The following is a 26081-nucleotide window of genomic DNA, read 5'->3' as shown; positions in this document are numbered from 1 at the left end:
GCCTCAACTCCCCCTGTAGGTCGAATAGCCGTAGGGCGAGATCAGAAGGGGCACGTGATAGTGCACCGCCTCCGCCATGCCGAAGCGGATCGGCACCCTGTCGAGGAAAGCCGGCTCGGGCAGCTTTGTTCCCTGGCCACGCAGATAGTCGCCCGCCGCGAAGATCAGCTCGTACTCGCCGATGCGGAAGTCACCGCCGACAAGCAATGGCGCATCGCAGCGGCCATCGGCGTTGGTCGCGACCGTCTTCAGAAGCGTGCGGGCGGCACCGTCGAGACGGTAAAGAGCGATCGACAGGCCCGCCGCCGGCTTGCCGGTCGCCGTGTCGAGAACATGGGTCGTCAGGCGCCCGCCATCGGCTTTCGACGTCTCTGCCATTGGCCGCCTCCCTTTCCCAGTTGAACGAACTGGCTGGTACAATCGAACACAAGTGATGAATTGTGCGCCAATTAAAGGCGATGCATAAGTCCCGGTCGAGCGGAGTGCGACAAAAACACTTTCAAAAATTTTCGGGGGAATGCGAGAAGCACCCTTTCGATATCCTGATCATACTTCGGGCGATGCCCCGCGGGAGGGACGATGCGTTACGAAAGAGACATGCGCGGCTATGGAGCCAATCCACCGGATCCGAAATGGCCTGGCGGAGCGCATGTCGCGGTGCAGTTCGTCGTCAACTACGAAGAGGGTGGCGAGAACTGCGTGCTGCACGGCGACAAGGCTTCGGAAGCCTTCCTGTCGGAGATCGTCGGCGCCGCGGCCTGGGTGGGCCAGCGCCACTGGAACATGGAATCGATCTACGAATACGGGGCGCGGGCCGGTTTCTGGCGGCTGCTGCGCCTGTTCAGCGAGAGCCAGGTGCCGGTGACCTGCTACGGCGTCGCCACCGCGTTGGCACGCTCGCCCGACCAGGTGACGGCCATGCAGGAGGCTGGCTGGGAAATCGCCTCGCATGGGCTGAGATGGATCGACTACCGCGACCACAGCGCCGAGGACGAACGCCGCGACCTCGAAGCCGCGATCAAGCTGCATTACGAGGTCACAGGCCAGCGCCCGACCGGCTGGTATACGGGCCGCACCTCGGTCAACACGGTGCGGCTGGTCGCCGAAGAGGGCGGCTTCGACTACGTGTCGGATACCTATGACGACGAACTGCCCTACTGGTACGAGCATGCGGGCGGCACGCAGCTCATCATCCCCTATACGCTCGACGCCAACGATATGCGCTTCGCCACGCCGCAAGGCTTCAACTCGGGTGACCAGTTCTTCGCCTACCTCAAGGACAGTTTCGACACGCTCTATGCCGAGGGCAAGGCGGGCCGGCCGCGCATGATGAACATCGGCCTGCATTGCCGGCTCGTCGGGCGGCCGGGGCGGGTGGCGGCGCTGAAACGCTTCGTCGACTATGTGAAGTCGCACGACAAGGTCTGGCTGGCGCGGCGCATCGACATCGCCAGGCACTGGCAGGAAAATCATCCCTACAGGCAGGCGGCGCTGCGCCCATCGAAAATGGAATTCGAAACCTTCGTTCACAGCTTCGGCGGCGTGTTCGAGCATTCGCCCTGGATCGCGGAGCGGGCCTACGAACTGGAACTAGGCCCGGCGCACGACACGGCCGGCGGCCTGCACAATGCGCTCTGCCGCGTCTTCCGCTCGGCCAGCGAGACCGAGCGGCTCGGCGTGCTCAACGCCCATCCCGACCTGGCCGGCAAATTGGCCAAGGCCAGGCGGCTGACGGCGGAATCGACCCGGGAACAGGCCTCCGCTGGGCTCGACGCGCTGACCGACAAGGAGCGCGAATTGTTCTCCAAGCTCAACGCCGCCTACGTCACCACTTTCGGCTTCCCCTTCATCATCGCGGTGAAGGGAAAGACCAAGGAGGAAATCCTGGCGGAATTCGAAGCCCGCATCGGCAACGGCCGCGGCGTCGAATTCGAGACCGCCTGCAAACAGGTCGAGCGCATCGCGCTGCTCCGCCTCAGGGACATGCTACCGCAATAGGTTTGAACCCATGGATACGATCAGGATGCCCGAGCGAACCTATTATGCTCCACATGGCGGCCATTCCGGCCAGAACGAGCTTTTGACCGGCCGCGCCGTCTTCACCGAGGCCTATGCCGTCATTCCCAAGGGGGTGATGCAGGACATCGTCACCAGCGCCTTGCCGTTCTGGAACGAGACCCGCGTCTGGATCCTGTCGCGTCCGCTGTCCGGCTTCGCCGAGACGTTTTCGCAGTACATTGTCGAGATCGCGCCCGGCGGCGGCAGCGAGCGGCCGGAACCCGATGCCGGCGCCGAGGGCGCCCTGTTCGTGGTCGAGGGCGAGTTGACGGTTCTGCTTGCCGGCAAGAAGCATATGTTGCGGCCCGGCGGCTTTGCCTTCCTGCCGCCGGCCAGCGGCTGGACGGTTCGCAACGAGAGCAAGGCGGCTGTCCGTTTCCACTGGATCCGAAAAGCTTACGAAGCGGTCGACGGTCTCGATGTGCCTGAAGCCCTCTTCACCAACGAGCAGGAGATCGCGCCGACGCCGATGCCTGGCACCGACGGCCGCTGGGCAACGACGCGGTTCGTCGATCCGGCCGATTTGCGCCACGACATGCACATGACCATCGTCACGCTCGAGCCCGGCGCCGTCATTCCGTTCGCCGAGACACATGTGATGGAGCATGGGCTTTATGTGCTTGAAGGCAAGGCGGTCTATCGGCTGAACCAGGACTGGGTCGAGGTCGAGGCCGGCGACTATATGTGGCTGCGCGCCTTCTGCCCGCAGGCCTGCTACGCCGGCGGCCCGGGGAAATTCCGCTATTTGCTCTACAAGGACGTCAACCGGCACGCCAAGCTCGGCGGTGCCGATATCGGTGGTCGCACGCGGTGACCCGCCCCATCTTGGCTCACATCGTCGCTCGGCCGCTGACCCGTGAGGCCTTTGCCGAATTCGGTGACGTCATCGACATGGGGGGCGACAACCATTATCCGATCAATGGCGGCAAGGCCGAGCGTTACCACGATCTCGCCACCGCTGAGGCGACGGGACCGAACGCCCGCCTGCTGATCTCGATGGTGCGCGGCATGCCCTACGAACTGCCGCTGAAGCTGACCATGGTCGAGCGGCATCCGTTCGGCAGCCAGGCCTTCATTCCGCTGTCGCCGCGCCCATTCCTGGTCGTCGTCTGCCATGACGGCAAGGAGGGGCCGGGCGAACCGTACGCCTTCATCACCGCGCCCGGACAAGGCATCAACTATTCCCGCAATCTCTGGCATGGCGTGCTGACGCCACTGGGCGAAGCTCAGGACTTCCTGATCGTCGATCGTGGCGGCGACGGCTCCAATCTCGAGGAATTCCATTTCTCGCACGCCTACGAGATCCATCTCCCATAATTTTTTGTGCATGTCGTCACCCCAAAACCGAGGCACTTTTGGGCGACATGCAGCAGGAGACCCGTCATGACCGACGTTTCGCTGATCGACCGCCTGCTCGACGTCATCGAGCACGACATCGTGCCGAAGACGGAGGAAGGCGTTGCCCACGGCAACAAGCTGTTCGGTGCGGCGATCCTGCGCAAGCACGACCGCTCGCTGGTGCTGGCCGAGACCAACAACGAGATCGAAAACCCGCTCTGGCATGGCGAGGTGCATTGCCTCAAGCGTTTTTACGAGATGCCCAGGGCGGAGCGCGTCGATACCAAGGACGCCATCTTCCTCGCCACGCACGAACCATGCTCGCTCTGCCTGTCGGCAATCACCTGGACCGGCTTCGACAATTTCTACTATCTGTTCAGCCATGAGGATTCGCGCGACAGCTTCGCCATCCCGCACGATCTGAAAATCCTGAAAGAGGTCTTCACCCTCGATCCCGGCGGCTACAATGCCGAGAACGCCTATTGGAAGAGTTTCTCCATACGCAGGCTGGTGCGGGCGCTGCCGGAGGCCGAGCGCCAGAGGCTGGAAACGCGCATCGGCAAGATTTCGGCGCGTTACGATGAACTCTCCGGCGCCTACCAGGCGAACAAGGACGAGAACGACATTCCGCTGAATTGAGAGGGATCGCCTAGCTTACCTTCGCGTTTTTCAATACCTCATTTATCTTGGCCTGCCAGCCCTTGCCAGTCGCCTTGAATTTTCTGACGACGTCCTGATCCAGACGGATGGACACAACTTGCTTGGGCTTTTCCACAGGAGGCCGGCCACGAGCGCGCCTTATGCTTTCGAAAAGTTCCGGAAACGCTTCCGCGAAAGGCTTGGCTCGCGCCAATTGCTCGTCAGTCGCCTCCGCGTCGTCGGAATCAGCAGCGATTTGCCTTTGGATTTCCGCTTCCTCCTCATCGGTAAGCGGCCGAATACGTGACTTAGGGTTGTTCATATACTGACCTTTCCTTTCGGCTAGCACGACGCATCGAGATCACCGAAATCGCTTCGGAACCAAGCGGCTTAAAAATAACGGCGAGAATGATCTCTCCGAATTCGCCAATCGCCTTGAGCCGGCCGGCCGTGGCCGGCAGGACGGTTGAAGTCGCAAAAAACTCGATATCGAGTTTGGCAAAATCGAGACCCCGGTTTTTGAGGTTCGTTACGCGCTTCGGCTCATCCCAAACGATTTTCAGGCGTAATTATCCTCAGTATGTCGAACTGGAGTGAATAAAAGTAATACATAAATTCTCGGGATAACGCAAGTTAGAAGTTAAATGTTCGCGCCAACCGTCGTCCCGGCGACACAGGCCGTCGTCCGTTCGACTTCGTAATGTGCGCGCTTCATGCGTCACTGATATCCTGGAGAGCAGCCATGAAAACCGTCACCGAATTTCCCCGCAAGGTCGTCGAATTCCCGGACATGGGCATCGTCATGCCGGATGGCTGCCGGCTGTCGGCGCGGGTGTGGATGCCGGAGGACGCCGGCGACGATCCGGTGCCTGCCATTCTCGAGCACCTGCCCTACCGCAAGCGCGACGGCACCATCTTTCGCGATCAGTTGACGCATCCCTATTTTGCCGGCCACGGCTACGCCTCGATCCGCGTCGACATGCGAGGCAATGGCGATTCCGAAGGGCTGATGGACGACGAATATTCCGAGCAGGAATTGCAGGACGCCTGCGACGTCATCGCCTGGGCGGCAGCTCAACCTTGGTGCAACGGTAATGTCGGCATGATGGGCATTTCCTGGGGCGGCTTCAACTGCCTGCAGGTGGCGGCCAAACAGCCGCCGGCGCTGAAGGCTGTGATCAGCCTGTGCTCGACCGTCGACCGCTACGCAGACGACATCCACTACAAGGGCGGCTGCCTGCTGATCGAGAATTTCGGCTGGGCTTCGACGATGCTCTCCTATTCGTCGCGGCCGCCGGATCCGCTGATCGCCGGCGACAACCGGTGGCGCGATCTGTGGCTGACCCGGCTGGAGAACCAGTCCTTCCTTCTGCCGCTGTGGCTCAGCCACCAGCACCGCGACGCCTACTGGAAACGCGGCTCGATCTGCGAGGATTTTTCGGCGGTCAAGGCAGCGGTGCTGTCGATCGGCGGCTGGCATGACGGTTACCGCAACACGATCTCCAATCTCGTCAGCAACATCGAGGCACCGGTCAAGGGCATCGTCGGCCCATGGATCCACAAATATCCACATTATGCCGGACCTCAGCCGGCCATCGGCTTCCTGCAGGAAGCGTTGCGCTGGTGGGACCGCTGGCTGAAGAGCATCGACACCGGCGTTGAGGCCGATCCGGCCTATCGCGCCTATGTGATGGACAGCGTGCGCCCGGCGCGCTGGCATCCCGAGCGGCCGGGCCGCTGGGTGGCGGAACAGCAGTGGCCGTCGCCCGCCATCAAGACGCAAGCGATCGAGCTGATCTCCAAGGGCACAAAACCCGCCATCGTCGCCTCGCCGCAAAGCTGCGGTCTCGCTGGCGGCGAGTACTTCCCGTTCACCTTCGGCCCGGAACTGCCAGGTGACCAGCGTCCCGACGATACGCTGTCGGTGTGTTTCGACCAGCCGGAACTCGCTGAGGCGCTCGACATTGTCGGCGCACCGGAAGTCCAAGTCACGCTCTCGTCCGATCGCCCGCAAGCCAACATTGCGATCCGACTGTGCGACGTGCATCCCGACGGAGCCTCGGAACTGATCTCCTACGGCGTGCTCAACCTGACACACCGCGACTCGCACGAATTCCCGCAAGCGCTGGTGCCGGGCGAGGCCATTTCGGCGCGCGTCGTGCTCGATCAATGCGCCTACCGCGTTCCGGCCGGCCACCGCCTGCGCGTTGCCGTTTCGAACGCCTATTGGCCAATGATCTGGCCCTCGCCGGAGCCGGTTCAACTCACCTTGTCGGCAGCGACACTGGCCCTTCCCTTGCGCCCGCTGGCCAAGGGCAGCGAGGTGACATTCGCCGAGCCGGAAGGCGCCGCGCCCTGGGCCACCCAGACGGTTCGGCCCGCCAATTCCGAACGTCATGTCGATCGCGACGAAAAGACGGGAATCGTCACGCTTTCCATAGCGGACGACTTCGGCGAGGTGTGCGATCTTGCCCATGGCCTGGCCAATGGCAGCATCGCCCGCGAGATCTGGTCGATCCATCCTGACAATCCCTTATCAGCGTCGGGCAAGACGCACTGGACGCAGACGCTGTCGCGAAACGGATGGTCGGTGCGCACCGAGACATGGGCGGAGATGCGATCGGACGCGCAAAACTTCATCGTCAGCGCCAGAATCGAAGCTTATGAGGGCGAAATCCTCGTCTTCGAGCGGAATTTCGAGGAGAAAATTCCGCGCGCGCTGGTTTGAGGACTGAAACGGTTGGTCCAAATGCGACGTACGATTTACGCCACGGCATGTCGCATTCGGTCTTGCTTACCGCTTTCCCTTACGGTCATTATTCCCCTCACAAGAAGCAAGAAAATCGACCAGAGAGTCGAACCAACAGAGTGAGGAACTCAAAATGTCGAATGAACTCGAATTCCTTAGCCGGCGCGTTGCAGCAGGCAAGCTGAGCCGTCGTGATTTTCTCGGCCGGGCGGCAGCGCTCGGCATCGCCGCACCCTTCGCCAACTCGCTGCTTTCAAGCGCGGCGCGGGCGGCCGGTCCGGTCAAGGGTGGCACATTGAAGGCCGGCCTGGTCGGCGGTGAATCCACCAACAGTCTCGATCCCGCCCTGTTCATGACCCAGGTGCCGTTCGCCTTCGGCAAGTGCTGGGGCGAAATGATCGTCGAGCTGTCGCCCGACGGCAAACTCGAGAACCGCATCGCAGAGGAGATCGGCTCGTCCAAGGACGCCAAGACATGGACGCTGAAGATTCGCGACGGCGTCGAATTCCACAACGGCAAGAAGGTAACCGCCGAGGACGTGGCCGCGACGCTCGAGCGTCATTCCGACGAGAAATCGAAATCCGGTGCGCTCGGCTACATGAAGGGCATCGAGACCATCAAGGCCAATGGCAAGGAAGTGGTGCTGACGCTGAAGGAAGCCAATGCCGACCTTCCCTACCTGCTCAGCGACTATCACCTGATCGTCCAGCCCAATGGCGGCAAGGACAAGGCCGACGCCGGCATCTCGGCCGGACCCTATAAGGTCACCACCAACGAACCCGGCGTGCGCCATGCCGGCGAGCGCTTCGCCAATTACTGGCAGAGCGACAAGATGGGCCATGCCGACCAGATCGAGATCATCGTCATCAACGATGCGACGGCGCGCACGGCGGCTCTGCAGGGCGGCCAGGTCAACATGATCAACCGCGTCGAGCCGAAGATCGTCGACCTGATCAAGCGCGTGCCGGGCGTGACCATCCGCAACCACGCCGGCCCGGGCCACTACGTCTTCATCATGCATTGCAACACGGCGCCGTTCGACAACAACGACCTGCGCATGGCGCTGAAGCTGGCGATCGACCGCGAAGAGATGCTGACCAAGGTGCTGCGCGGCTACGGATCGCTCGGCAATGACTTCCCGATCAACTCCGCCTACCCGCTGTTCACGGAAATCGAACAGCGCAAGTACGATCCGGACAAGGCGAAGTTCCATTACAAGAAGTCGGGCCATGATGGCACCGTGCTTTTGAGGACCTCCGACGTCGCCTTCCCGGGCGCGGTCGATGCCTCGCAGCTCTTCCAGCAGAGCGCCGCCAAGGCCGGCATCAAGATCGAGCTCAAGCGCGAGCCCGGCGACGGCTATTGGAACGAGGTCTGGAACAAGCAGCCCTTCTGCGCTTCCTATTGGGGCGGGCGCTCGACGCAGGACCAGATGTATTCGACCGCCTATCTGTCGACCGCCGACTGGAACGATACGCGTTTCAAGCGCCCGGATTTCGACAAGATGGTGCTGGCGGCGCGCGCCGAGCTCGACGAGGCCAAGCGCAAGCAGATGTACCACGACATGGCTGTCCTGGTGCGCGACGAGGGCGGCCTGATCCTACCGATGTTCAACCAGTTCATCGACGCGACCGGTGCCAAGGTCGATGGCTGGGTTGACGATCCGCATCAGGAGCTGATGAACGGCTACGCCTTGGCGAAGTGCTGGCTGCAGGCCTGAGTCCGGCTTTGCGGATATGTCTTCACCCATCCTGAAACTGATTGCCCAGCGCATTGCGCTGGGCATCCTCCTTCTGTTGGCCATTTCGGTCCTGATCTTCGCCGGCACCCAGATTCTGCCCGGCGACGTCGCGCAAGCCATTCTCGGACAATCGGCGACGCCGGAGTCGCTCGCCAATCTGCGCGAGCAGCTCGGGCTCAACGACCCGGCCTATGTCAGGTATTTCCACTGGCTCGGCGGGGTGCTGACCGGCGATCTGGGCACCGCCATGTCGAGCGGCCAGGATATCGCGACATCGATCAAGGGCCGGCTGTGGAACACGCTGTTCCTCGCCTTCTGGGCGGCGATCGTCGCCGTGCCGCTGGCGATCATCCTCGGCCTGATCGCGGTGCGCTACCGCAATGGCTGGGTCGACAAGCTGATCTCCGGGCTGGCCCTGGCCTCGACCTCCTTCCCGGAGTTCTTCATCGGCTATCTCCTGGTCTATTTCTTCGCCGTGAAATGGCAGATCTTCCCCGCCATCTCGACCGTCTATGACGGCATGCCCTTTGGCGAACGCATGCAGGCCATCGCCTTGCCGGCGACTGCACTGACGCTGGTCGTGCTTGCCCATATGATGCGCATGACGCGCGCGGCGATCCTCAACGTCATGCAGTCGGCCTATGTCGAGACCGCGGAGCTCAAGGGGCTTTCAGCCTTCGCGGTCATCCGCAGACACGCCTTTCCGAACGCCATCGCGCCGATCATCAACGTCGTCATGCTCAACCTCGCCTATCTTATCGTCGGCGTCGTCGTGGTCGAGGTGATCTTCGTCTATCCCGGCATGGGGCAGTATCTGGTCGACCATGTCACCAAGCGCGACGTGCCTGTCGTGCAGGCGGTCGGCCTGATCTTCGCGGCCGTCTACATCAGCCTCAACATCATCGCGGACATAGCGGCGATCGTCGCCAATCCGCGTCTCAGACATCCAAAGTGAGGGGCGGGCATGCTTGACATAAGACGCATCCCCATTCCCGCTCTGATCGGCCTGGTGCTGACCGCGCTGTTCGTACTGGCGGCGATCTTCGCACCGTGGATCTCGCCGCACGACAATGCCGAGATCGTCGGCGACGTATGGGAACCGATGTCGGCGGCGCATTTTCTGGGTACCGACAATCTCGGCCGCGATCTGTTGTCACGCATGATCTACGGCGCGCGCATCACGCTGTTCATCGCCGTGCTTGCCACCGCGCTGTCCTTCTCGCTCGGCGCCATTCTCGGTTTCTCGGCGGCGGTGTTCGGCGGCTGGTTCGACACCATCCTGTCGCGCCTCGTCGATCTCCTGATGTCGATCCCGACGCTTATCATGGGCCTGGTCGTGCTTTCGGTGCTGCCGACGAACCTGGTGACGCTGATCCTGGTGATGGGCATTCTCGATTCGACCCGCGTTTACCGCCTGTCGCGCGCGGTCGCCGTCGACATCAACGTCATGGACTATGTTGAAGCCGCCAAGCTGCGCGGCGAAGGCAGCGCCTGGATCATCTTCCGCGAGATCCTGCCCAACGCGTTGTCGCCGCTGGTCTCGGAACTCGGCCTGCGCTTCATCTATGCGGTGCTGTTCCTGTCGACCTTGTCCTTCCTCGGCCTTGGCGTGCAGCCGCCGGACGCCGACTGGGGCGGCATGGTCAAGGAGAACAAGGACGGCATCGTCTTCGGCATCGCCGCGGCGCTCATCCCTGCAGGCGCGATCGCGGCGCTTGCCATCTCGGTCAACCTTGTTGCCGACTGGATCCTCAACCGCACGACAAGCCTGAAGGGAGGACGCGGGTGATGGCCGATATCAAAGCGAAGCCCGGACAGGGAAAACCAGGCGTGCTGCTCGATATCCGCAATTTGCGCATCGAGGCGACGGTGTACCCGCCGGGCGAAGCGCCAAAAAATATCGTGCTGGTGCACGATGTCTCGCTGACCCTGGAAAAGGGCAAGGTGCTCGGCCTCATCGGCGAATCCGGCGCCGGCAAGTCGACCATCGGCCTGTCGTCCATGGGTTATGGCCGTGGCGGCGTGCGCATCACCGGCGGCGAGGTTTTGCTCAACGGCCGCGATATCCTGAAGGGCGGCAAGGAAGGGTTCCGCAAATTGCGCGGCCGCGAGGTCTGCTATGTCGCGCAGTCGGCGGCGGCCGCCTTCAACCCCGCGCACCGGCTGATGGACCAGGTGGTGGAAGCCACCTTGCTGCACGGCACCGCGACGCGGGCCGAGGCCGAGAAACGGGCCATAGCACTCTTCAAGAAGCTCAGCCTGCCCAACCCCGAAACGATCGGCGAGCGCTTCCCGCACCAGGTCTCGGGCGGCCAGCTGCAGCGTGTGATGACGGCGATGGCGCTGTGTTCCGAGCCGGACCTGATCGTCTTCGACGAGCCGACGACGGCGCTCGACGTGACGACGCAGATCGACGTTCTGGCGGCAATCAAGGACGCCATCCGCGACACCCATGTGGCGGCGCTCTACATCACCCACGACCTTGCCGTCGTCGCCCAGGTTTCCGACGAGATCATGGTGCTGCGCCATGGAAGGCTGGTCGAATGGGGCGGCACGCGCCAGATCATCAAGGAGCCGCGCCAGGAATACACCAACGCGCTGGTCTCGGTGCATGAGATCGAGCACGCCGAGCAGAAGCCCGGCACGACACCGTTCCTGTCGGTCAAGAACGTCACCGCCGCTTATGCTGGCGGCCATGTGAAGGTGCTGAAGAACGTCTCGGTCGATATCTACCCGGGTCAGACGCTGGCCGTCGTCGGCGAGTCCGGCTCCGGCAAGTCCACCCTGGCGCGGGCCATCACCGGCCTCTTGCCGCCGGAACAGGGAACGGTGACCTTCGACGGGCGGCCGCTGGCCAACCGGCTTGCCGACCGGCCGAAGGAGGATCTGCGCCAGTTGCAGATGATCTACCAGATGGCCGACGTGGCGATGAACCCGCGCCAGACCGTCGGCACCATCATCGGCCGGCCGCTGGAGTTCTATTTCGGCATGCGCGGCAGGCAGCGCGACGCCCGCGTGACCGAACTGCTCGACAAGATCGAGATGGGCAAGGGTTTTGCCGACCGTTACCCGGCCGAGCTTTCCGGCGGCCAGAAGCAACGCGTCTGCATCGCTCGCTCGCTCGCCGCCAAGCCCAAGCTGATCATCTGCGACGAGGTGACCTCGGCGCTCGACCCGCTGGTGGCCAACGGCATCCTCAAGCTTTTGCTCGAACTGCAGAAGGAGGAGAACGTCGCCTACCTGTTCATCACCCACGACCTAGCCACGGTGAAGTCGATCGCCGATTCGATCGCGGTGATGTATCGCGGCGAAGTGGTGCGCTACGGCTCGAAGAGCACGGTGCTGACGCCGCCCTTCGATGCCTATACCGACCTTTTGCTGTCGTCGGTTCCCGAGATGGAGATCGGCTGGCTGGAAAAGGCGATCAAGGGCCGCCGCATGGCCAGCGCGGGGAACTAGCCGCCGGTCACGGGCGACTGTCGTCATCCAGATGCAACACTAGGGCGCCACACGTCCGTTGGACGGGCGCCGCTGGTGTGACGTTGTTTTCAAAAGGGGTAGGACATGAAGACTGAACTCGACCATCTCGCTGAACTCGCCGGCCAGGGCCGGATATCGCGTCGCCACTTCCTCGGCCGCACGGCGGCACTGGGCGTGTCGGCGGCGCTGGCAACGACATTGGCCGGCAAAGCCTTCGCGCAGACGCCGGCCAAGGGCGGCATCCTAAAGGCCGGCCTGCAGGGCGGTGAATCGACCAACAGCCTCGATCCGGCGCTGAACCTCAGCCAGGTCACTTTCAGCTTCTGCAAGCAGTGGGGCGAATTCCTGGTCCGCCTCAAGCCCGACGGCGGCGTTGAGAACCTCATTGCCGAAGAGATTGGCGCCTCAGCCGACGCCAAGACCTGGACGATCAAGGTCCGCGACGGCATCGAGTTCCACAATGGCAAGACGGTCGCGGCGGAAGACGTCGCCGCCACCATCGAGCGCCATGCCGACGAAAAGTCCAAGTCCGGCGCGCTCGGCATCCTCAAGAACATCAAGGGCGTCAAGGCAAGCGGCAAGGAAGTCATCGTCACGCTCGGCAACGCCGACGCCGATTTCCCCTATCTGATGGCCGACTATCACCTCGTCATCCAGCCGAATGGCGGCAAGGACAATCCAAATGCCGGCGTCAGCGCCGGTCCCTACAAGGTCACCGTCAACCAGCCGGGCGTGCGCCATGGCGGCGAGCGTTTCGCCAACTACTGGCGTGGCGACAAGGCCGGCCATGCCGACCAGATCGAGATCGTCGTCATCAATGACGCGACGGCGCGGCTGGCTGCCTTGCAAGGTGGCCAGGTGCAGCTGATCAACCGTGTTGAGCCGAAGGTCGTCGAGCTGGTCAAGCGCATTCCCGGCGTCACCATCGAAAACGTCTCCGGCCGCGGCTACTATCCGTTCAACATGTTCTGCGACACCGCACCCTTCGACAGCAACGATCTGCGCATGGCGCTGAAGCTCGCCATGGACCGCGAGGAACTGCTCGAAAAAATCCTGCGCGGCTATGGCTCGGTGGGCAATGACTTCCCGATCAACGAAGCCTACCCGCTGTTTTCAGCCGACATCGAACAGCGCAAGTTCGATCCGGAAAAGGCGGCAGCGGCATACAAGAAGTCTGGCCACAGTGGCTCGATCGTGCTGCGCACCTCCGACGTCGCCTTCCCGGGCGCTGTCGATGCTGCGCAGCTCTACCAGCAGAGCGCCGCCAAGGCCGGCATCAAGATCGAGATCAAGCGCGAACCGGGCGACGGCTACTGGTCGGAAGTCTGGAACAAGCAGCCCTTCTCGCTCTCCTACTGGGGTGGGCGCGCCACGCAGGACCAGATGTATTCCACCGGCTATGTCTCGACCGCCGACTGGAACGACACGCGCTTCAAACGGCCGGAGTTCGACAAGATGCTGTTCACAGCCCGCGCCGAACTCGACCAGGCCAAGCGCAAGGCGATCTATCACGACATGGCGGTGCTGATGCGCGACGAAGGCGGGCTGATCGTGCCGTTCTTCAACCAGTTCATCGACGCCGCGGCCACCAACAAGATCAGCGGCTGGGTCAAGAACCCGAATGGCGAGATGATGGACGGCTACGCACTGAATGAATGCTGGCTGAACGCCTAGCACTGCGCTGACACTGACAGGCGCCGCGTGTCCGTGCGACACGCGCCGCACTCGTTTTCAACGGACAATCGCAGGGGGAATAGCCATGGCGCTCAAATCCAAGCTTCTGCTGATCGTCCTCGATGGCGTGCCCTACCGGAACTGGCGCCGGCTGATGGGCAACCTCGAGGGCTGGGTGCAGTCGGGCGAGGCACGCGTCTGGAAGATGCGTTCCGTGCTGCCGTCGACCTCGGCCTGCTGCTATGCCTCGATCCACACCGGGGTGTCGCCGCAGGTGCATGGCATCCTCTCCAACGAGAACCGGTTCCGCGTCGGCCAGCCCGATATCTTCTCCGAGGTCAGCAAGGCCGGCGGCAAAACCGGTGCGGTGACCCATTCCTACTGGTCGGAGTTCTTCCGGTCCTATCCGTTTGATCTGGTCGAGGACATGGAGTTCGACGAGCCAGGCGGGCCGATCACGCATGGCCGCTTCCACACCATGACCGGCTACAATCTGCGCAACCAGATGACGCCGAGCGATGTCGACCTATTCGCGACGCTGACCATGCTGACCAAGCGCCACGGCATCGACTACGGCATCCTGCACACCTGCACGCTGGACTCGATGGGCCATCGCTTCGGCCACGACTGCCATGAGATGGACCATGCCGTCTATGCCATGGACGCCATGCTGGCGGGGTTCCTGCCGGGCTGGATCGCGGCCGGCTATGAGGTGATGGTCACCGCCGACCACGGCCAGACCGATCGCGGCCATCACGGCGGCCACGACGACGAGATGCAGGATTTCGCGCTGTATTATTTCGGGTCGGAGAAAGGGCCGGATGCGAACACGCTGCTCGACCAACTGCAGCTGGCGCCGACGGTGCTGAGCCGGCTGGGCGTGCCGGTGCCGGCGACGATGAAGGCGAAGGCGTTTTTGGGGTGAGCGGGTGGCCGCGACGTTGACTTCTCCCCTCTCCCCGTTCTTTGCGGGGAGAGGGTAACGGTGAGGGGCAGCGCCAACATCGAATATGATCCCGCAAGGCCAGCGCTGCCCCTCATCCGCCTGCCGGCACCTTCTCCCCGTATAGTGACGGGGAGAAGGGATGCTCTGGCAACCTCCCCTTTCTTCGGTTAGCCTCCGCAAATTCCTTGGCGGAGGATGAACCTTTTTGGACCGATCAGCGACAGAGCAGACAGGAGCCAGGCGGCTCGACCGGCCATGACGGCAGCGACGGAGACCGATCGCGCGCTTGTCGACCGGGTCGCGAAGGGCGACCGTGCCGCCGTGCGGCTGCTGTTCATGCGTCATCACGCGCGGGTCTACCGCTTCGTGGTGCGCCAGACGGGATCGGAAATGATGGCGGACGATATCGCGAACGAGGTGTTTCTCGAACTGTGGCGCCAGGCGCCGGGCTTCGAGGGTCGCTCCGAAGTTTCGACATGGCTGCTCGGCATCGCCCGGTTCAAGGCGCTGTCGCTGCTGCGCAAGAAAAAGGAAGACTGGATCGACGACGAGGCCGCTGCCGCGGTGCCCGACGGCGCCGACACGCCCGAGGTCGTCACCATGAAGGAGGACAAGGCCGCCGCCTTGCGCCGCCTCATCGACGCCTTGCCCGAAGAGCACCGCACGGTGATCGATCTCGCCTATTACCATGGACAGTCGGTGACCGAGATCGGCGAGGTGCTCGGCATCCCGGTCGCGACCGTCAAGACCCGGATGTTCTACGCCCGCAAGAAACTCGGCGAGGCCCTCAAGGCCGCCGGTTACGACAGGGGGTGGCCATGAGCGCCGCTGAAAAGATGTCGCGCCGCGACGAGATGGAAACACTGCTGCCGTTCTACCTGAACGGCTCGCTGGAAGGCTCGGACCTGGAAGCCGTAGAGGAATGGCTGGCCAGCGATCCCTCGGCGCTGGCCGCCCTTGGCGAGGCCGAGGCCGAATTCTCCGGCGCATCGGCGGCCAACGAGGCGATCCGCCCACCGGCCGATGCACTCAGCCGCTTCGCCAGGGCGTTCGACGCCGAGGCAGGACCGGCGCGGGTGCCGGCAGGCTCGTCCTGGCTGGCGCAGGCCTGGGGCCGCTTCATGGCGCTGCCGGCCGGCGTCGCCTGGGCGGCGGCCGCGGTCCTGTTGGCGCTGATCATGGTGCAGTCGTTCGTGCAACCTGGCGGCAAGGGCGGCAATTTCGAGGTTGCCGGCACGGAAGACGACCTGGCCAAGATGCCGTTCGCGCTGGTCAAGTTCAAGCCCGACGCCAGGATGTCCGATATTTCGGGCTTCCTCGGTGGCAACGGGCTGAAGGTGATCGGCGGACCGACCGCCGACGGCGTGTTCCGGCTCGGCATTCCGGCCGCCAATGCGACCGACTACACCAGGCAAATCGGCCTTATTGCCGCCCAGCCCTTCACCGACACTGTGATCGAGGGAAGGAAACCGGCAGATGGCGGCTGAGGCGGTCATTCGATTTGCGGCGATCCTTGCGGCGGCGATGACAATCGCCGCCGTGCCCGCGTCGGCGCAGACCAACGCCACCAGTCCCGGCCGGACGAAAATCGATTGCAACAACGCGGCCAATGCCACGGCAGCCGACTGTGCCAAGGACAATGGCGGTGAAAAGGGCGGTTCGGGTGCCGGGCAACCCGGCGCGGTCTTTCTGCCTGCTTTGATCGTCGACCTCTTCCCCAATCCGGCCGAAAGTCCGGTCCCCGTGCCGACACCCGCTCCACGCCAGGACCCGGGCACCTCACCGGCCGTTCCCGCCGATACACAGGCTGGAGCCGCGGCTGGCGGGCCGATCGTCTCGCCGACCGATCTCATCGCCGTTCAGCCGCCGCGCGCCGTGGCCGGCGATTTCGTGCCCGACGAGGTGCTGGTGACCGTCGACGGCGATGCCGGCGCCGTGCAGCAGATCGCCGCCTCGTTCGGCCTCGAGGTGCGCTCGCAGCGTCAGTCCAGGCTGCTCGGCACCACTTTGGTGCGCTTCGGCATTCCCGACGGCCGTCCGGTCGGCATCGTGCTGGCGCAGCTGGCCGCCGACGGCCGCACGCAGCGGCGCGAGCCCAACCACATCTATTCGCTGCAGCAGGCGGCCGGCATCGTCAACTATGCCTTCGAGCGCATCGCGCTCGACGCCAAACAGGCCAGCGGCGAGAATGTCCGCGTCGCGGTGATCGACACCGGCATCGACGACACCAATCCGGCGCTGGCCGGGGTGATCGCCGGGCAGTTCGACGCCATGCCCGACGTGCCGATCGAAAAGCGCGATCACGGCACCTCGGTCGATGGGCTGATCGCCGGTGTCGGTGCGCTGGAAGGCATGGCGCCGGGCGCCAGGATCTACCACGCGCGCGCCTTCGAAGGCGGCAAGTCGACCATGGACGTCATTCTCTCCGCACTCGACTGGGCAGCCGAACAGGACGTGCGCATCATCAACATGAGCTTCGTCGGGCCCAAGAACGACCTGCTCGGCGTCGCCTGCAGAAATGCCCGCGCGCTGGGCATCGTGCTGATCGCCGCCGCCGGCAACAACGGGCCGAAGGCGCCCTATGGCTACCCGGCCGCCTTCGACGGCGTCATCGCGGTGACCGCAACCGACGCCAAGGACGGGCTGATGCCGCAGGCCAATCGCGGCGCCTATGTCTTCATCTCGGCGCCCGGCGTCGAGATGGTGGCACCGAGCGGCGCCGGTACGGATGTCGTCACCGGCACCTCGTTCGCCGCGGCGATCGTCAGCGGCGCCATCGCCAATCTGATCCACGCAGCGCCCGACCGCTCGGCCGACGACATCGAGAAAGCGCTGGCCGCTACGGCCAGGGATCTCGGCCCCAAGGGGCGCGACAACGATTTTGGTTACGGGCTGCTGGATATCAAAGCGGCTGGGGCGGGGAAGGAATAGGTTCCCTCAGACCTGTGACGTTGGCAGGACAGCACCCCCCTCTGTCCTGCCGGACATCTCCCCCGCAAGGGGGGAGATTACTCGCTTCGCCGCCTTCGCCAATCGCCGGCACGACCTAAGCCGGCGCTCCGGCGACCGATCCCCTGATCACCAGGTCGACCGGCCAGATCTCGCCACGCGCCCCCTCTTCCAGTCCCGATATCCGCGCCGCCAGACGCTCGGCGACCCGGGCGCCGGCGAGACGGATGGACGAGCGCGTCGTAGACAGCGGCACCGAAAAATTCTCCGGCCGCAGCCAGGGAAAGACATCGTCATGGGCGATCAGCGAGACGTCGCCCGGAATGCTTAGGCTGAGGTCGCGCACCGCGCGCACGACGCCCAGCGCCATGATCAGGCTGGAGCAGACGATTGCCGTCGGCGCGTCGCTCGCCTCCAGCAGGCGCCTGGTGGCGCGATAGCCGTTCTCCTCGGTCATGACCACGGAGCAGACATGGCGTTCGCCCAGGGCCAGCCCGCTCGCGGCGAGCGCACGACGCACGCCGCGCTCGCGATGGATAGCGAAGGTCTCGCCGTCGTCGCCGTTGATCAGCGCCAGCCGCCGGTGGCCGAGCTGGACCAGCAGCCGCGCCGCCTCGTGGAAGGCGCCCTCATTGTCGATGTCGAGATAAGGATAGTCGAAATCGAAGCCTTCGCTGCGGCCATGGACGATGAAGGGAATGCCGAGCGTGTTGACCAGCGCCACCCGATTGTCCTGCGGCTTGGGAGAGGAGATATAGACGGCATCGACCTGGCGGTTGGCGACGATGCGCCGGTAGGTCGTCTCCTGGTCGTCGGCGTCGGCCGGCGACAGCACGAGGTCGAGTTCGTGCGAACGCGCATAGTCGCCAAGGCCGGATAGGAATTCGACGAAATGTGGGTCGATATCGACGGCGGCACCTGTCGGCAGGACATAGCCGATCATGCCGGACTTGCCGGTCGCCAGCCGCCGCGCGCTTGGATTGGGGCGGTAGCCGTGGCGCTTGGCGGCGTCCATGACGCGCCTTCGCGTTTCCTCGTTGACCTCCGGATAACCGTTCAGCGCCCGGCTTACCGTGGTCTGCGAAAGCGCCAGCATATGCGCGAGCTGCTTGAGGTTCACGAAAGGGCTCCATCCCCAAAGCGCTTTAGATTGAATCGACCCAAGCACCATAAAGATGCGGCCATGGTACTGTGACCATAAGCGTGCCCGGGGTGAGTTTGAAACAAAAATTGCTGCTGCACCGCCAAAAAACTATGCTGCAGCGCACTTTTTTGGTCCTGAACGCCTCTAATTAAATCGATTAGTGCGTCACCCTCTTGACTCCTGATCGATTCAATGGCGAGATCACCAAAGCCAAAGCGCTTTGGAAGACTCTTCGAAAGGTTGCGGTTCCCTTGCGACTGAGTCACAGTCCTGCGGCGTCGGCGGACGGAATGGAGGTTCCGTCCGGTGTGTTTGACCCACTGGGAGGGAATACCGATGAAGAAAATGCTTTTGCTGGGTGCCGCGTTCGCCACGCTCGCCCTGAACGCGCCCGCGCATGCCGAACTGAAGTTCAAGCCAGGCGAGGACGCGCGGTTCCACTGGGCCAACTTCGACGAACTCAAGAAGGTTGACCTCAAGGGCGAGACGCTGACGATCTTTGGTCCGTGGCGCGGTGAGGACGAGGCGCTTGCCCGTTCGGTACTCGACTATTTCGCGGAAGCCACCGGCGCCGAGATCAAATACTCCTCGTCCGAAAACTACGAGCAGCAGATCGTCATCGACACGCAGGCGGGCAGCCCGCCGAATATCGCTATCCTGCCGCAACCGGGTCTGATCCAGGATCTTGCCTCCAAGGGAGTGCTGACCCCGCTGGGCGACGATGTCGCCGCCTGGATCAAGGAAAACTACGCCGCCGGCGACTCCTGGGCCAAGCTTGGCACTTATAACGGCAAGGACGGCAAGCCGGGCTTTTATGCCTTCCCCTACAAGATCGACGTGAAGGGTCTGGTCTGGTACTCGCCCGATAATTTCGAGGAAGCCGGCTACAAGGTGCCGAAGACGCAGGAGGAACTGGCCGAACTCGAAAAGAAGATCATCGCCGACGGCGGCAAGCCCTGGTGCATCGGGCTTGGTTCCGGCGGTGCCACTGGCTGGCCGGCGACCGACTGGGTCGAGGACATCATGCTGAGGACGCAGCCGCCGGAAGTCTACGACAAGTGGGTGAAGAACGAGATTCCGTTCACCGATCCGGCGGTGGTCAACGCCATCGACATTTTCGGCAAGATCGCCACCGACGACAAGATGGTCGACGGCGGCGCCAAGGCGGTCGCCGCGACGGACTTCCGCGATAGCCCGAAGGGCCTCTTCAGCGTGCCACCGAAATGCTACATGCACCACCAGGCATCGTTCATCCCCTCCTTCTTCCCGGAGGGCGTAAAGCTCGGCCAGGATGCGGACTTCTTCAACTATCCGCCTTACGCTTCCAAGCCGGAACTGGGCACGCCGCTGGAAGTGGCCGGAACATTGGTGATGATCACCAAGGATTCCAAGGCATCCCACGAGTTCATCAAGTTCCTGGAGATGCCGCTCGCGCATGAATTGTGGATGGCGCAAAAGAGCTTCGTGACCCCGTTCAAGGGAGCCAACAAGGACGCCTATGGCAGCGACGCGCTGAAGAAGCAGGGCGAGATCCTGGTCGGCGCGACGACAGTGCGCTTCGACGGGTCCGACCTGATGCCCGGCAAGATCGGCGCCGGCTCATTCTGGACCGGCATGATCGACCTGGTCGGCGGCAAGTCCGCCCAGGATGTCGCCACCGACATCCAGAAGAGCTGGGACGGGATCAAATAGGCAACCGGCGGTGACCGCAGCCTAAAAACGCGTCGCGTCGAAACGGATTCACGCGACGCGCTTTAGGTCTTCGTTTCATGCATGTCGTCCTCCCAATGCTGAATCCGGGCTTCGGCCCGGTCCGACCGGCGGCTTCCGCCGGAAACCTTCGCGTTTCAATTGTTCCGAATGACTGAAAGTCGGTGCATCCGATCGCCAGCATTGCCTGGTCGATCATGCGCAGGGAGAGGGACCCATGGCGGCTCAGATTTTCTCGGCTATTTTCGTCATCATCATCGGCGTCGGCGGCTGCGTCGCCTATTTTTGGGGCGCCAACAGACTGGTCGACCTGATATTCCCGTCGCGCGGCGTCTCTGGCGCGGCGGCCATCGACAATCTGCGCCGGCAGGGACTGGTGCGGCCGTGGCTGTTCGTCGGTCCGGCGATGATCATCCTGACCATCTATCTGATCTATCCCGTCATCGAGACGCTACGGCTTTCGTTCCTCGATCGCGGCGGCGTCAATTTTGTCGGGCTGGCCAACTATCAGTGGGCGTTCGGCGACCGCGACTTCCGCAACTCGATCCTCAACAACGTGTTGTGGCTGGCCGTGGTGCCCGCCGCCTGCACTTTCCTCGGCCTGATCATTGCCGTGCTCACCGACAAGATCTGGTGGGGCACGATTGCCAAGAGCCTGATCTTCCTGCCGCTGGCGATCTCCTTCGTCGGCGCCAGCGTGATCTGGAAATTCATCTACGAGTATCGCGGCGAGGGCCAGGTACAGATCGGCATCCTCAATGCCATCATCCAACATTTCGGCGGCCAGCCGCAGGTCTGGATATCGCTGCCGTTCTGGAACAATTTCTTTCTGATGGTCATCCTGATCTGGATCCAGACCGGCTTTGCCATGGTCATCCTGTCGTCGGCGCTGCGCGGCATTCCCGAGGAAACGCTGGAAGCCGCCGTCATCGACGGCGCCAACCCGTTCCAGATCTTCTGGAAGATCATGGTGCCGCAGATCTGGGGCACCATCGCCGTCGTCTGGACCACGATCACCATTCTCGTGCTCAAGGTGTTCGACATCGTGCTGACCATGACCAACGGCCAGTGGAACAGCCAGGTGCTGGCCAATCTAATGTTCGACTGGATGTTCCGCGGCGGCGGCGATTTCGGCCGTGGCGCGACAATAGCCATCATCATCATGATCGCGGTCATCCCGATCATGGTCTGGAATATCCGCCAGGCCAACAAAGAGACGGGAGGGCACTGAGATGGCCGTCGCGACCGGAAATTCCTTCGCCAGCCGCTTCGGCGTTCACATCGCGGTGCTGGTCTTCGTGACAATCTGGACCATTCCAACGCTCGGCATCCTGGTCTCCTCGCTGCGCGACAAGGACCAGATCATCGCCTCGGGCTGGTGGAATTCGTTCGCCAGTTCCACCCAGACCGAGGCCGGTCGCCTGCCGCCCGCCTCGGCACAGGTTCAGAAGGACGGCAAGTTCGTTCTGGAAGGCAACATCTTTGGCGACGGCGCCAAGCGCGACATCAGCGCCTTCGGCGTCAAGTCGGCGGCACCGACGCAATATGCGGCCGGCACATCGGCCGATCTCGGCGACGGCGTGACCCTGCAGGTCAATGCCGACGGCAGCTTCGTCATGACCTCGCCCAAGGCTTTCGAGGGCGACCGCGGCCAGCGCCTCTATTACGCCTCGTCGGCGCCGCCGAAATTCACCACCGACAACTACCGGTCCGTGCTGTTTTCGGAAGGCATCGGCCGCTCGTTCATGAACTCGCTCACCGTCACCATCCCGGCGACCGTGATCCCGATCCTGATCGCGGCTTTCGCGGCCTATGCGCTGGCCTGGATGCGCTTTCCCGGCCGGGCGCTGCTGATCGCGGTGATCATCGGCCTCCTGGTGGTGCCGCTGCAGATGTCGCTGATCCCGCTGCTGAAACTCTACAACGGGGTCGGCTCGTTCTTCGGCGTGCCATCGAAAACCTATCTCGGCATCTGGCTGGCGCATACCGGCTTCGGCCTGCCCTTCGCCATCTATCTCCTACGCAGCTACATAGCCGGCCTGCCGCGCGAAATCATGGAATCGGCGCGCATCGATGGCGCCAGCGATTTCGAGATCTTCGTCAAGATCGTGTTGCCGCTGTCGTTCCCGGTGCTGGCCTCGTTTGCCATCTTCCAGTTCCTGTGGGTATGGAACGATCTTCTGGTGGCGATGGTTTTCCTCGGTACGGAAGCAGACCAGATCGTGCTGACGGCCAAGCTCAATGCGCTGCTTGGTTCACGCGGCGGCGATTGGGAGATCCTGACGACATCGGCGTTCGTGACCATCATCGTGCCGCTGATCGTGTTCTTCTCGCTGCAGCGCTATTTCGTCCGCGGGCTGCTTGCCGGCTCGGTGAAAGGAGGCTGAGACCATGCAGTCCGCTTTGAAAGCCAGTTCGAAACCTGACCTCGCCATCGATCGCGACTGGTGGCGCGGTGCGGTGATCTACCAGATCTATCCGCGCAGCTATCAGGATTCGAACGGCGACGGCATCGGCGACCTCAAGGGCATCATCCAGCGGCTGCCTTATATTGCCGCACTCGGCGCGGACGCCATCTGGATTTCGCCTTTCTTCACGTCGCCGATGAAGGATTTCGGCTACGACGTCTCGGATTATTGCGATGTCGACCCGATGTTCGGCACGCTGGCCGATTTCGATGCGCTGACGGCGGAAGCGCACCGGCTGGGTCTCAAGGTGATGATCGACGAGGTGCTGTCGCACACCGCAGACATCCATCCCTGGTTCAAGGAAAGCCGGTCGAGCCGCACCAATCCCAAGGCGGACTGGTATGTCTGGGCGGACGCCAGGCCCGACGGCACCCCGCCCAACAACTGGCTGTCAATCTTCGGCGGATCGGCCTGGCAATGGGACACCAGCCGCCAGCAATATTACCTGCATAATTTCCTGGCCGAGCAGCCCGATCTCAACTTCCACAGCCGCGAGGTCCAGGACGCCCTGCTCGACGTCACCCGTTTCTGGCTGGAGCGCGGCGTCGACGGCTTCAGGCTCGACACCATCAATTTCTACTTCCACAGCCAGGGCCTGGAAAACAATCCGCCGCTGGCGCCCGAGGAGCGCAACGACCAGACGGCGCCGGCGGTCAACCCCTACAACTACCAGGACCATATCTACGACAAGAGCCGGCCGGAGAACCTCGGTTTCCTCGAGCGTTTCCGCGCCCTGCTCGACGAGTATCCGGCAACCGCCGCTGTCGGCGAAGTCGGCGATTCGCAGCGTGGGCTGGACGTGGTGGCAGCCTATACGGCCGGCGGCAAACGCGTGCACATGTGCTATTCCTTCGACTTCCTGGCGCCGGAAAAGATCAGCGCCGCCAAGGTCCGCTCGGTGCTGGAAACCTTCGGCAAGGTCGCCACCGATGGCTGGTCATGCTGGGCGTTCTCCAACCATGACGTGATGCGCCCGGCCTCGCGCTGGGCGGCTGGCGAAGCCGACCCGACCGCCTATCTCAAGGTGATCTCGGCATTGCTGATGTCGCTGCGCGGCTCGGTCTGCATCTACCAGGGCGAAGAGCTAGGCCTGGGCGAGGCCGAACTGCGCTTCGAGGATCTGCAGGATCCCTACGGCATCCGCTTCTGGCCGGAATTCAAGGGCCGCGACGGTTGCCGCACGCCCATGGTGTGGGATGGCAGCGCCAAGAACGGCGGCTTTTCCCAGGCAAAACCCTGGTTGCCGGTGCCGGCCAAGCACCTGTCGCAGGCCGTCAATGTGCAGCAGGGCGACGAGACTTCCCTGCTCGAGCACTACCGGCGCTTTCTCACCTTCCGCCGCGCCCACCCCGCGCTGGCCAAGGGCGATATCACCTTCATCGAAAGCCAGGGCGACACCGTCGCCTTCACCCGCCGGGCCGGCAACGAGCAGATCGTCTGTGCCTTCAACCTTGGCGCCAAGCCGGCCAAGGTTGACCTTGGCCGCCGATCACTGCACCCTTTGCCGGGACACGGGTTTTCCGGGCAGGCGAGCACCGGTTCGATCGAACTCGGCGGTTACGGCGCCTGGTTCGGACGCATCGACTGAATTTTAGGAATCACTGGAGGAACCAATGGCCGATGTCAATTTGAGGCAAGTGAAGAAGTCCTACGGCAATCTCAACATTCTCCACGGCATCGACCTCGATATCAAATCGGGCGAGTTCATCGTCTTCGTGGGTCCGTCGGGCTGCGGCAAGTCGACCTTGCTGCGCTCCATAGCCGGGCTCGAGGAAATCACCTCAGGTGAGCTCAAGATCGATGGCGAGGTGGTCAACGACGTGCCGCCGTCGAAGCGGGGCATCGCCATGGTGTTCCAGTCCTACGCGCTCTATCCGCACATGACCGTCTACGACAACATGGCGTTCTCGATGAAGATCGGCAAGGAGAACAAGGCCGAGATCGACCGGCGCGTGCGCCAGGCGGCGGAGATCCTGCAGTTGACCAAATATCTCGACCGGCTGCCCAAGGCGATGTCGGGCGGTCAGCGGCAGCGCGTCGCCATCGGTCGCGCCATCGTGCGCAATCCGAAAGTGTTCCTGTTCGACGAGCCGCTGTCGAACCTCGACGCGGCGCTCCGCGTCGCCACCCGCATCGAGATCGCCAAGCTCAAGGAATCGATGCCCAACACGACCATGATCTACGTCACCCACGACCAGGTCGAGGCAATGACGCTGGCCGATCGCATCGTCGTGCTCAAGGAAGGCCATATCGAACAGGTCGGCACGCCGATGGAGCTCTACAAGAAGCCCGGAAATCTGTTCGTCGCCCAGTTCATCGGCTCGCCGGCCATGAACATCCTGCCGGCGACCATCGACAAGACCGGAAACCCGACAATCGTCAGCCATGTCGGCGGCCGCAAGGCGACGGTGCCGATCGCGACACCGGCTTCGGCGAAGGGCGCGGCGGTAAGCTTCGGTGTGCGGCCAGAGGATCTGATCATCGCCAGCGGCACGGACTATCTGTTCGAGGGCACGGTGGATTATGTCGAACAGCTCGGCGAGGTCCAGCTGGTCTATGTCGACATCGGTCGCGCCGACCTGCCGCTGGTGACCAAGCTGCCCGGCAATGTCGAGGTCAAGCGCGGCTCGACATTGCGGCTGAGCGCCAATGCCGAGGACCTGCATATCTTCGACGCGGATGGCCGGTCCTTCGCGCTGCACGAGGCGGAAGCAAAGGCGGCTTGAGCTAAAAGCCAACTGTAACGACAAAAAAGAGGGGCGGGCATGGCCCCCCCCTCTTTGTTAGACCGATCTCGATTTGTCAGTGATTGCCGAAGTGGTCCCGGTCATTGCTCTGGGGGGTCGGCTTCTGCACGTTGCCCGACGAATTGAGCAGCTTGTAGACAGGCGAGCCGCTGTCGCGGATCGAACCGGTATGCGAAGCGTCCACACCGGTCGAAGTCACGGCAGGCTGGTTGGCGCCGTTGGAGCCATAATTGTCGCTGCCGGCGAAAGCGCTGCCGGAAACGGCCAGGACGGCGGCGGCAGCAAGGATGATCTTCTTCATTTCACGTCTCCTGAAGTCTCGAATTCCGCGGCAGCGGCGGGCAAACCCGCCGTTGCCGGGTCGGCTGTTAGTTGTTGCCGAAGAGGTTGTGGTCGGCGCCGAAGACAGGCTTCTGGTCAGCCGGTTCCGACTTCTTG

General features: G+C 63.1%; 24 protein-coding genes. 19 read left to right on the top strand and 5 right to left on the bottom strand.

The genetic code is table 11. The features are described 5' to 3' along the window. Positions 1 to 3: 3 nt before the first annotated feature. Positions 4 to 378 carry a hydroxyisourate hydrolase gene (gene uraH, locus LB568_RS32285; RefSeq protein ID WP_023765578.1) on the bottom strand — a complete coding sequence of 125 codons (375 nt, stop codon included), beginning with the start codon at positions 376 to 378 and terminating at the stop codon, positions 4 to 6. Between the two features lie 201 nt (positions 379 to 579). Here uraH and puuE point away from each other — a divergent pair, with 201 nt between their 5' ends. The 4 genes from puuE (at position 580) to LB568_RS32265 (ending at position 4035) form a co-directional block, all read left to right on the top strand. After that, entirely contained in the window at positions 580 to 1998 is a 1419-nt protein-coding gene (gene puuE / locus LB568_RS32280; RefSeq protein ID WP_224732302.1) for an allantoinase PuuE, read from the top strand. 10 nt (positions 1999 to 2008) lie between these two features. Continuing rightward, the gene (locus tag LB568_RS32275; protein WP_224732301.1) at positions 2009 to 2872 is read left to right on the top strand and encodes a bifunctional allantoicase/(S)-ureidoglycine aminohydrolase; all 864 of its coding nucleotides are present in this window, start codon (positions 2009 to 2011) and stop codon (positions 2870 to 2872) included. Positions 2873 to 2883: 11 nt separating this feature from the next. After that, positions 2884 to 3375 carry an ureidoglycolate lyase gene (locus LB568_RS32270; protein ID WP_224732300.1) on the top strand — a complete coding sequence of 164 codons (492 nt, stop codon included), beginning with the start codon at positions 2884 to 2886 and terminating at the stop codon, positions 3373 to 3375. Positions 3376 to 3441: 66 nt separating this feature from the next. Beyond that, the gene (locus LB568_RS32265; protein ID WP_224732299.1) at positions 3442 to 4035 is read left to right on the top strand and encodes a nucleoside deaminase; all 594 of its coding nucleotides are present in this window, start codon (positions 3442 to 3444) and stop codon (positions 4033 to 4035) included. Between the two features lie 10 nt (positions 4036 to 4045). On the opposite strand, the gene LB568_RS32260 is transcribed toward LB568_RS32265, so the two are convergent. Beyond that, positions 4046 to 4357: a BrnA antitoxin family protein gene (locus tag LB568_RS32260; protein WP_013891602.1), complete on the bottom strand. Its 312-nt coding sequence runs from the start codon at positions 4355 to 4357 to the stop codon at positions 4046 to 4048. Further along, positions 4344 to 4598: a BrnT family toxin gene (locus LB568_RS32255; protein WP_224732309.1), complete on the bottom strand. Its 255-nt coding sequence runs from the start codon at positions 4596 to 4598 to the stop codon at positions 4344 to 4346. The genes LB568_RS32260 and LB568_RS32255 overlap by 14 nt, the downstream gene beginning before the upstream one ends. Positions 4599 to 4777: 179 nt before the next feature. Here LB568_RS32255 and LB568_RS32250 point away from each other — a divergent pair, with 179 nt between their 5' ends. From LB568_RS32250 to LB568_RS32205, 10 genes are all read left to right on the top strand, one after another. Beyond that, a complete protein-coding gene (locus tag LB568_RS32250; RefSeq protein ID WP_224732298.1) occupies positions 4778 to 6763 on the top strand; it encodes a CocE/NonD family hydrolase in 1986 nt (661 codons plus the stop codon). Between the two features lie 154 nt (positions 6764 to 6917). Beyond that, a complete protein-coding gene (locus LB568_RS32245; protein ID WP_013891605.1) occupies positions 6918 to 8504 on the top strand; it encodes an ABC transporter substrate-binding protein in 1587 nt (528 codons plus the stop codon). Positions 8505 to 8520: 16 nt separating this feature from the next. Then, on the top strand, positions 8521 to 9480 hold the full coding sequence (locus tag LB568_RS32240) for an ABC transporter permease (protein ID WP_140570628.1): 960 nt from the start codon (positions 8521 to 8523) through the stop codon (positions 9478 to 9480). Between the two features lie 9 nt (positions 9481 to 9489). Further along, the gene (locus LB568_RS32235; RefSeq protein WP_023765586.1) at positions 9490 to 10314 is read left to right on the top strand and encodes an ABC transporter permease; all 825 of its coding nucleotides are present in this window, start codon (positions 9490 to 9492) and stop codon (positions 10312 to 10314) included. Further along, positions 10314 to 11984, top strand: coding sequence for an ABC transporter ATP-binding protein (locus LB568_RS32230; RefSeq protein ID WP_224732297.1), 1671 nt, complete (start codon positions 10314 to 10316; stop codon positions 11982 to 11984). The genes LB568_RS32235 and LB568_RS32230 overlap by 1 nt, the downstream gene beginning before the upstream one ends. 105 nt (positions 11985 to 12089) lie before the next feature. After that, the gene (locus LB568_RS32225) at positions 12090 to 13679 is read left to right on the top strand and encodes an ABC transporter substrate-binding protein (RefSeq protein ID WP_224732296.1); all 1590 of its coding nucleotides are present in this window, start codon (positions 12090 to 12092) and stop codon (positions 13677 to 13679) included. A gap of 85 nt (positions 13680 to 13764) precedes the next feature. After that, complete coding sequence (locus LB568_RS32220) at positions 13765 to 14604, top strand: alkaline phosphatase family protein (RefSeq protein WP_224732295.1); 840 nt, start codon at positions 13765 to 13767, stop codon at positions 14602 to 14604. Positions 14605 to 14880: 276 nt separating this feature from the next. Then, positions 14881 to 15447 (top strand): sigma-70 family RNA polymerase sigma factor, encoded by a 567-nt coding sequence (locus LB568_RS32215; RefSeq protein ID WP_140570636.1) that lies wholly within the window; start codon positions 14881 to 14883, stop codon positions 15445 to 15447. After that, on the top strand, positions 15444 to 16112 hold the full coding sequence (locus LB568_RS32210; RefSeq protein WP_224732294.1) for an anti-sigma factor: 669 nt from the start codon (positions 15444 to 15446) through the stop codon (positions 16110 to 16112). Before LB568_RS32215 ends, LB568_RS32210 begins: the two co-directional genes overlap by 4 nt. Further along, positions 16102 to 17556, top strand: coding sequence for a S8 family serine peptidase (locus LB568_RS32205; protein WP_224732293.1), 1455 nt, complete (start codon positions 16102 to 16104; stop codon positions 17554 to 17556). Before LB568_RS32210 ends, LB568_RS32205 begins: the two co-directional genes overlap by 11 nt. Positions 17557 to 17671: 115 nt before the next feature. On the opposite strand, the gene LB568_RS32200 is transcribed toward LB568_RS32205, so the two are convergent. Then, positions 17672 to 18694: a substrate-binding domain-containing protein gene (locus LB568_RS32200; protein ID WP_013891614.1), complete on the bottom strand. Its 1023-nt coding sequence runs from the start codon at positions 18692 to 18694 to the stop codon at positions 17672 to 17674. A 360-nt stretch (positions 18695 to 19054) separates the two neighbouring features. Here LB568_RS32200 and LB568_RS32195 point away from each other — a divergent pair, with 360 nt between their 5' ends. The 5 genes from LB568_RS32195 to LB568_RS32175 all read left to right on the top strand — a co-directional run bounded on the left by LB568_RS32195 (position 19055) and on the right by LB568_RS32175 (position 25622). Next, positions 19055 to 20410 (top strand): ABC transporter substrate-binding protein, encoded by a 1356-nt coding sequence (locus LB568_RS32195; RefSeq protein WP_224732292.1) that lies wholly within the window; start codon positions 19055 to 19057, stop codon positions 20408 to 20410. Positions 20411 to 20645: 235 nt separating this feature from the next. Next, a complete protein-coding gene (locus LB568_RS32190) occupies positions 20646 to 21659 on the top strand; it encodes a carbohydrate ABC transporter permease (protein ID WP_013891616.1) in 1014 nt (337 codons plus the stop codon). Between the two features lies 1 nt (position 21660). Further along, on the top strand, positions 21661 to 22815 hold the full coding sequence (locus LB568_RS32185; RefSeq protein ID WP_023765593.1) for a carbohydrate ABC transporter permease: 1155 nt from the start codon (positions 21661 to 21663) through the stop codon (positions 22813 to 22815). A 4-nt stretch (positions 22816 to 22819) separates the two neighbouring features. Continuing rightward, the gene (locus LB568_RS32180) at positions 22820 to 24484 is read left to right on the top strand and encodes an alpha-glucosidase (protein ID WP_224732291.1); all 1665 of its coding nucleotides are present in this window, start codon (positions 22820 to 22822) and stop codon (positions 24482 to 24484) included. 25 nt (positions 24485 to 24509) lie between these two features. Beyond that, positions 24510 to 25622: an ABC transporter ATP-binding protein gene (locus LB568_RS32175; protein WP_013891619.1), complete on the top strand. Its 1113-nt coding sequence runs from the start codon at positions 24510 to 24512 to the stop codon at positions 25620 to 25622. Between the two features lie 76 nt (positions 25623 to 25698). On the opposite strand, the gene LB568_RS32170 is transcribed toward LB568_RS32175, so the two are convergent. After that, positions 25699 to 25944, bottom strand: a complete 246-nt coding sequence (locus LB568_RS32170) for a DUF680 domain-containing protein (RefSeq protein WP_224732290.1) — start codon at positions 25942 to 25944, stop codon at positions 25699 to 25701. Between the last annotated feature and the right edge of the window lie 137 nt (positions 25945 to 26081).

Source organism: Mesorhizobium sp. B263B2A (genome assembly GCF_020165775.1).
GTDB lineage: Bacteria > Pseudomonadota > Alphaproteobacteria > Rhizobiales > Rhizobiaceae > Mesorhizobium > Mesorhizobium opportunistum.
This window is presented reverse-complemented; position numbering and strand designations above follow the sequence as displayed.

Coding starts and splice junctions, on each gene's coding strand:
- uraH (WP_023765578.1), bottom strand. CDS start 378: ATGGCAGAGACGTCGAAAGCCGATGGCGGGCGCCTGACGACCCATGTT.
- puuE (WP_224732302.1), top strand. CDS start 580: ATGCGTTACGAAAGAGACATGCGCGGCTATGGAGCCAATCCACCGGAT.
- LB568_RS32275 (WP_224732301.1), top strand. CDS start 2,009: ATGGATACGATCAGGATGCCCGAGCGAACCTATTATGCTCCACATGGC.
- LB568_RS32265 (WP_224732299.1), top strand. CDS start 3,442: ATGACCGACGTTTCGCTGATCGACCGCCTGCTCGACGTCATCGAGCAC.
- LB568_RS32260 (WP_013891602.1), bottom strand. CDS start 4,357: ATGAACAACCCTAAGTCACGTATTCGGCCGCTTACCGATGAGGAGGAA.
- LB568_RS32250 (WP_224732298.1), top strand. CDS start 4,778: ATGAAAACCGTCACCGAATTTCCCCGCAAGGTCGTCGAATTCCCGGAC.
- LB568_RS32245 (WP_013891605.1), top strand. CDS start 6,918: ATGTCGAATGAACTCGAATTCCTTAGCCGGCGCGTTGCAGCAGGCAAG.
- LB568_RS32240 (WP_140570628.1), top strand. CDS start 8,521: ATGTCTTCACCCATCCTGAAACTGATTGCCCAGCGCATTGCGCTGGGC.
- LB568_RS32235 (WP_023765586.1), top strand. CDS start 9,490: ATGCTTGACATAAGACGCATCCCCATTCCCGCTCTGATCGGCCTGGTG.
- LB568_RS32230 (WP_224732297.1), top strand. CDS start 10,314: ATGGCCGATATCAAAGCGAAGCCCGGACAGGGAAAACCAGGCGTGCTG.
- LB568_RS32225 (WP_224732296.1), top strand. CDS start 12,090: ATGAAGACTGAACTCGACCATCTCGCTGAACTCGCCGGCCAGGGCCGG.
- LB568_RS32220 (WP_224732295.1), top strand. CDS start 13,765: ATGGCGCTCAAATCCAAGCTTCTGCTGATCGTCCTCGATGGCGTGCCC.
- LB568_RS32215 (WP_140570636.1), top strand. CDS start 14,881: ATGACGGCAGCGACGGAGACCGATCGCGCGCTTGTCGACCGGGTCGCG.
- LB568_RS32210 (WP_224732294.1), top strand. CDS start 15,444: ATGAGCGCCGCTGAAAAGATGTCGCGCCGCGACGAGATGGAAACACTG.
- LB568_RS32205 (WP_224732293.1), top strand. CDS start 16,102: ATGGCGGCTGAGGCGGTCATTCGATTTGCGGCGATCCTTGCGGCGGCG.
- LB568_RS32195 (WP_224732292.1), top strand. CDS start 19,055: ATGAAGAAAATGCTTTTGCTGGGTGCCGCGTTCGCCACGCTCGCCCTG.
- LB568_RS32190 (WP_013891616.1), top strand. CDS start 20,646: ATGGCGGCTCAGATTTTCTCGGCTATTTTCGTCATCATCATCGGCGTC.
- LB568_RS32185 (WP_023765593.1), top strand. CDS start 21,661: ATGGCCGTCGCGACCGGAAATTCCTTCGCCAGCCGCTTCGGCGTTCAC.
- LB568_RS32180 (WP_224732291.1), top strand. CDS start 22,820: ATGCAGTCCGCTTTGAAAGCCAGTTCGAAACCTGACCTCGCCATCGAT.
- LB568_RS32175 (WP_013891619.1), top strand. CDS start 24,510: ATGGCCGATGTCAATTTGAGGCAAGTGAAGAAGTCCTACGGCAATCTC.
- LB568_RS32170 (WP_224732290.1), bottom strand. CDS start 25,944: ATGAAGAAGATCATCCTTGCTGCCGCCGCCGTCCTGGCCGTTTCCGGC.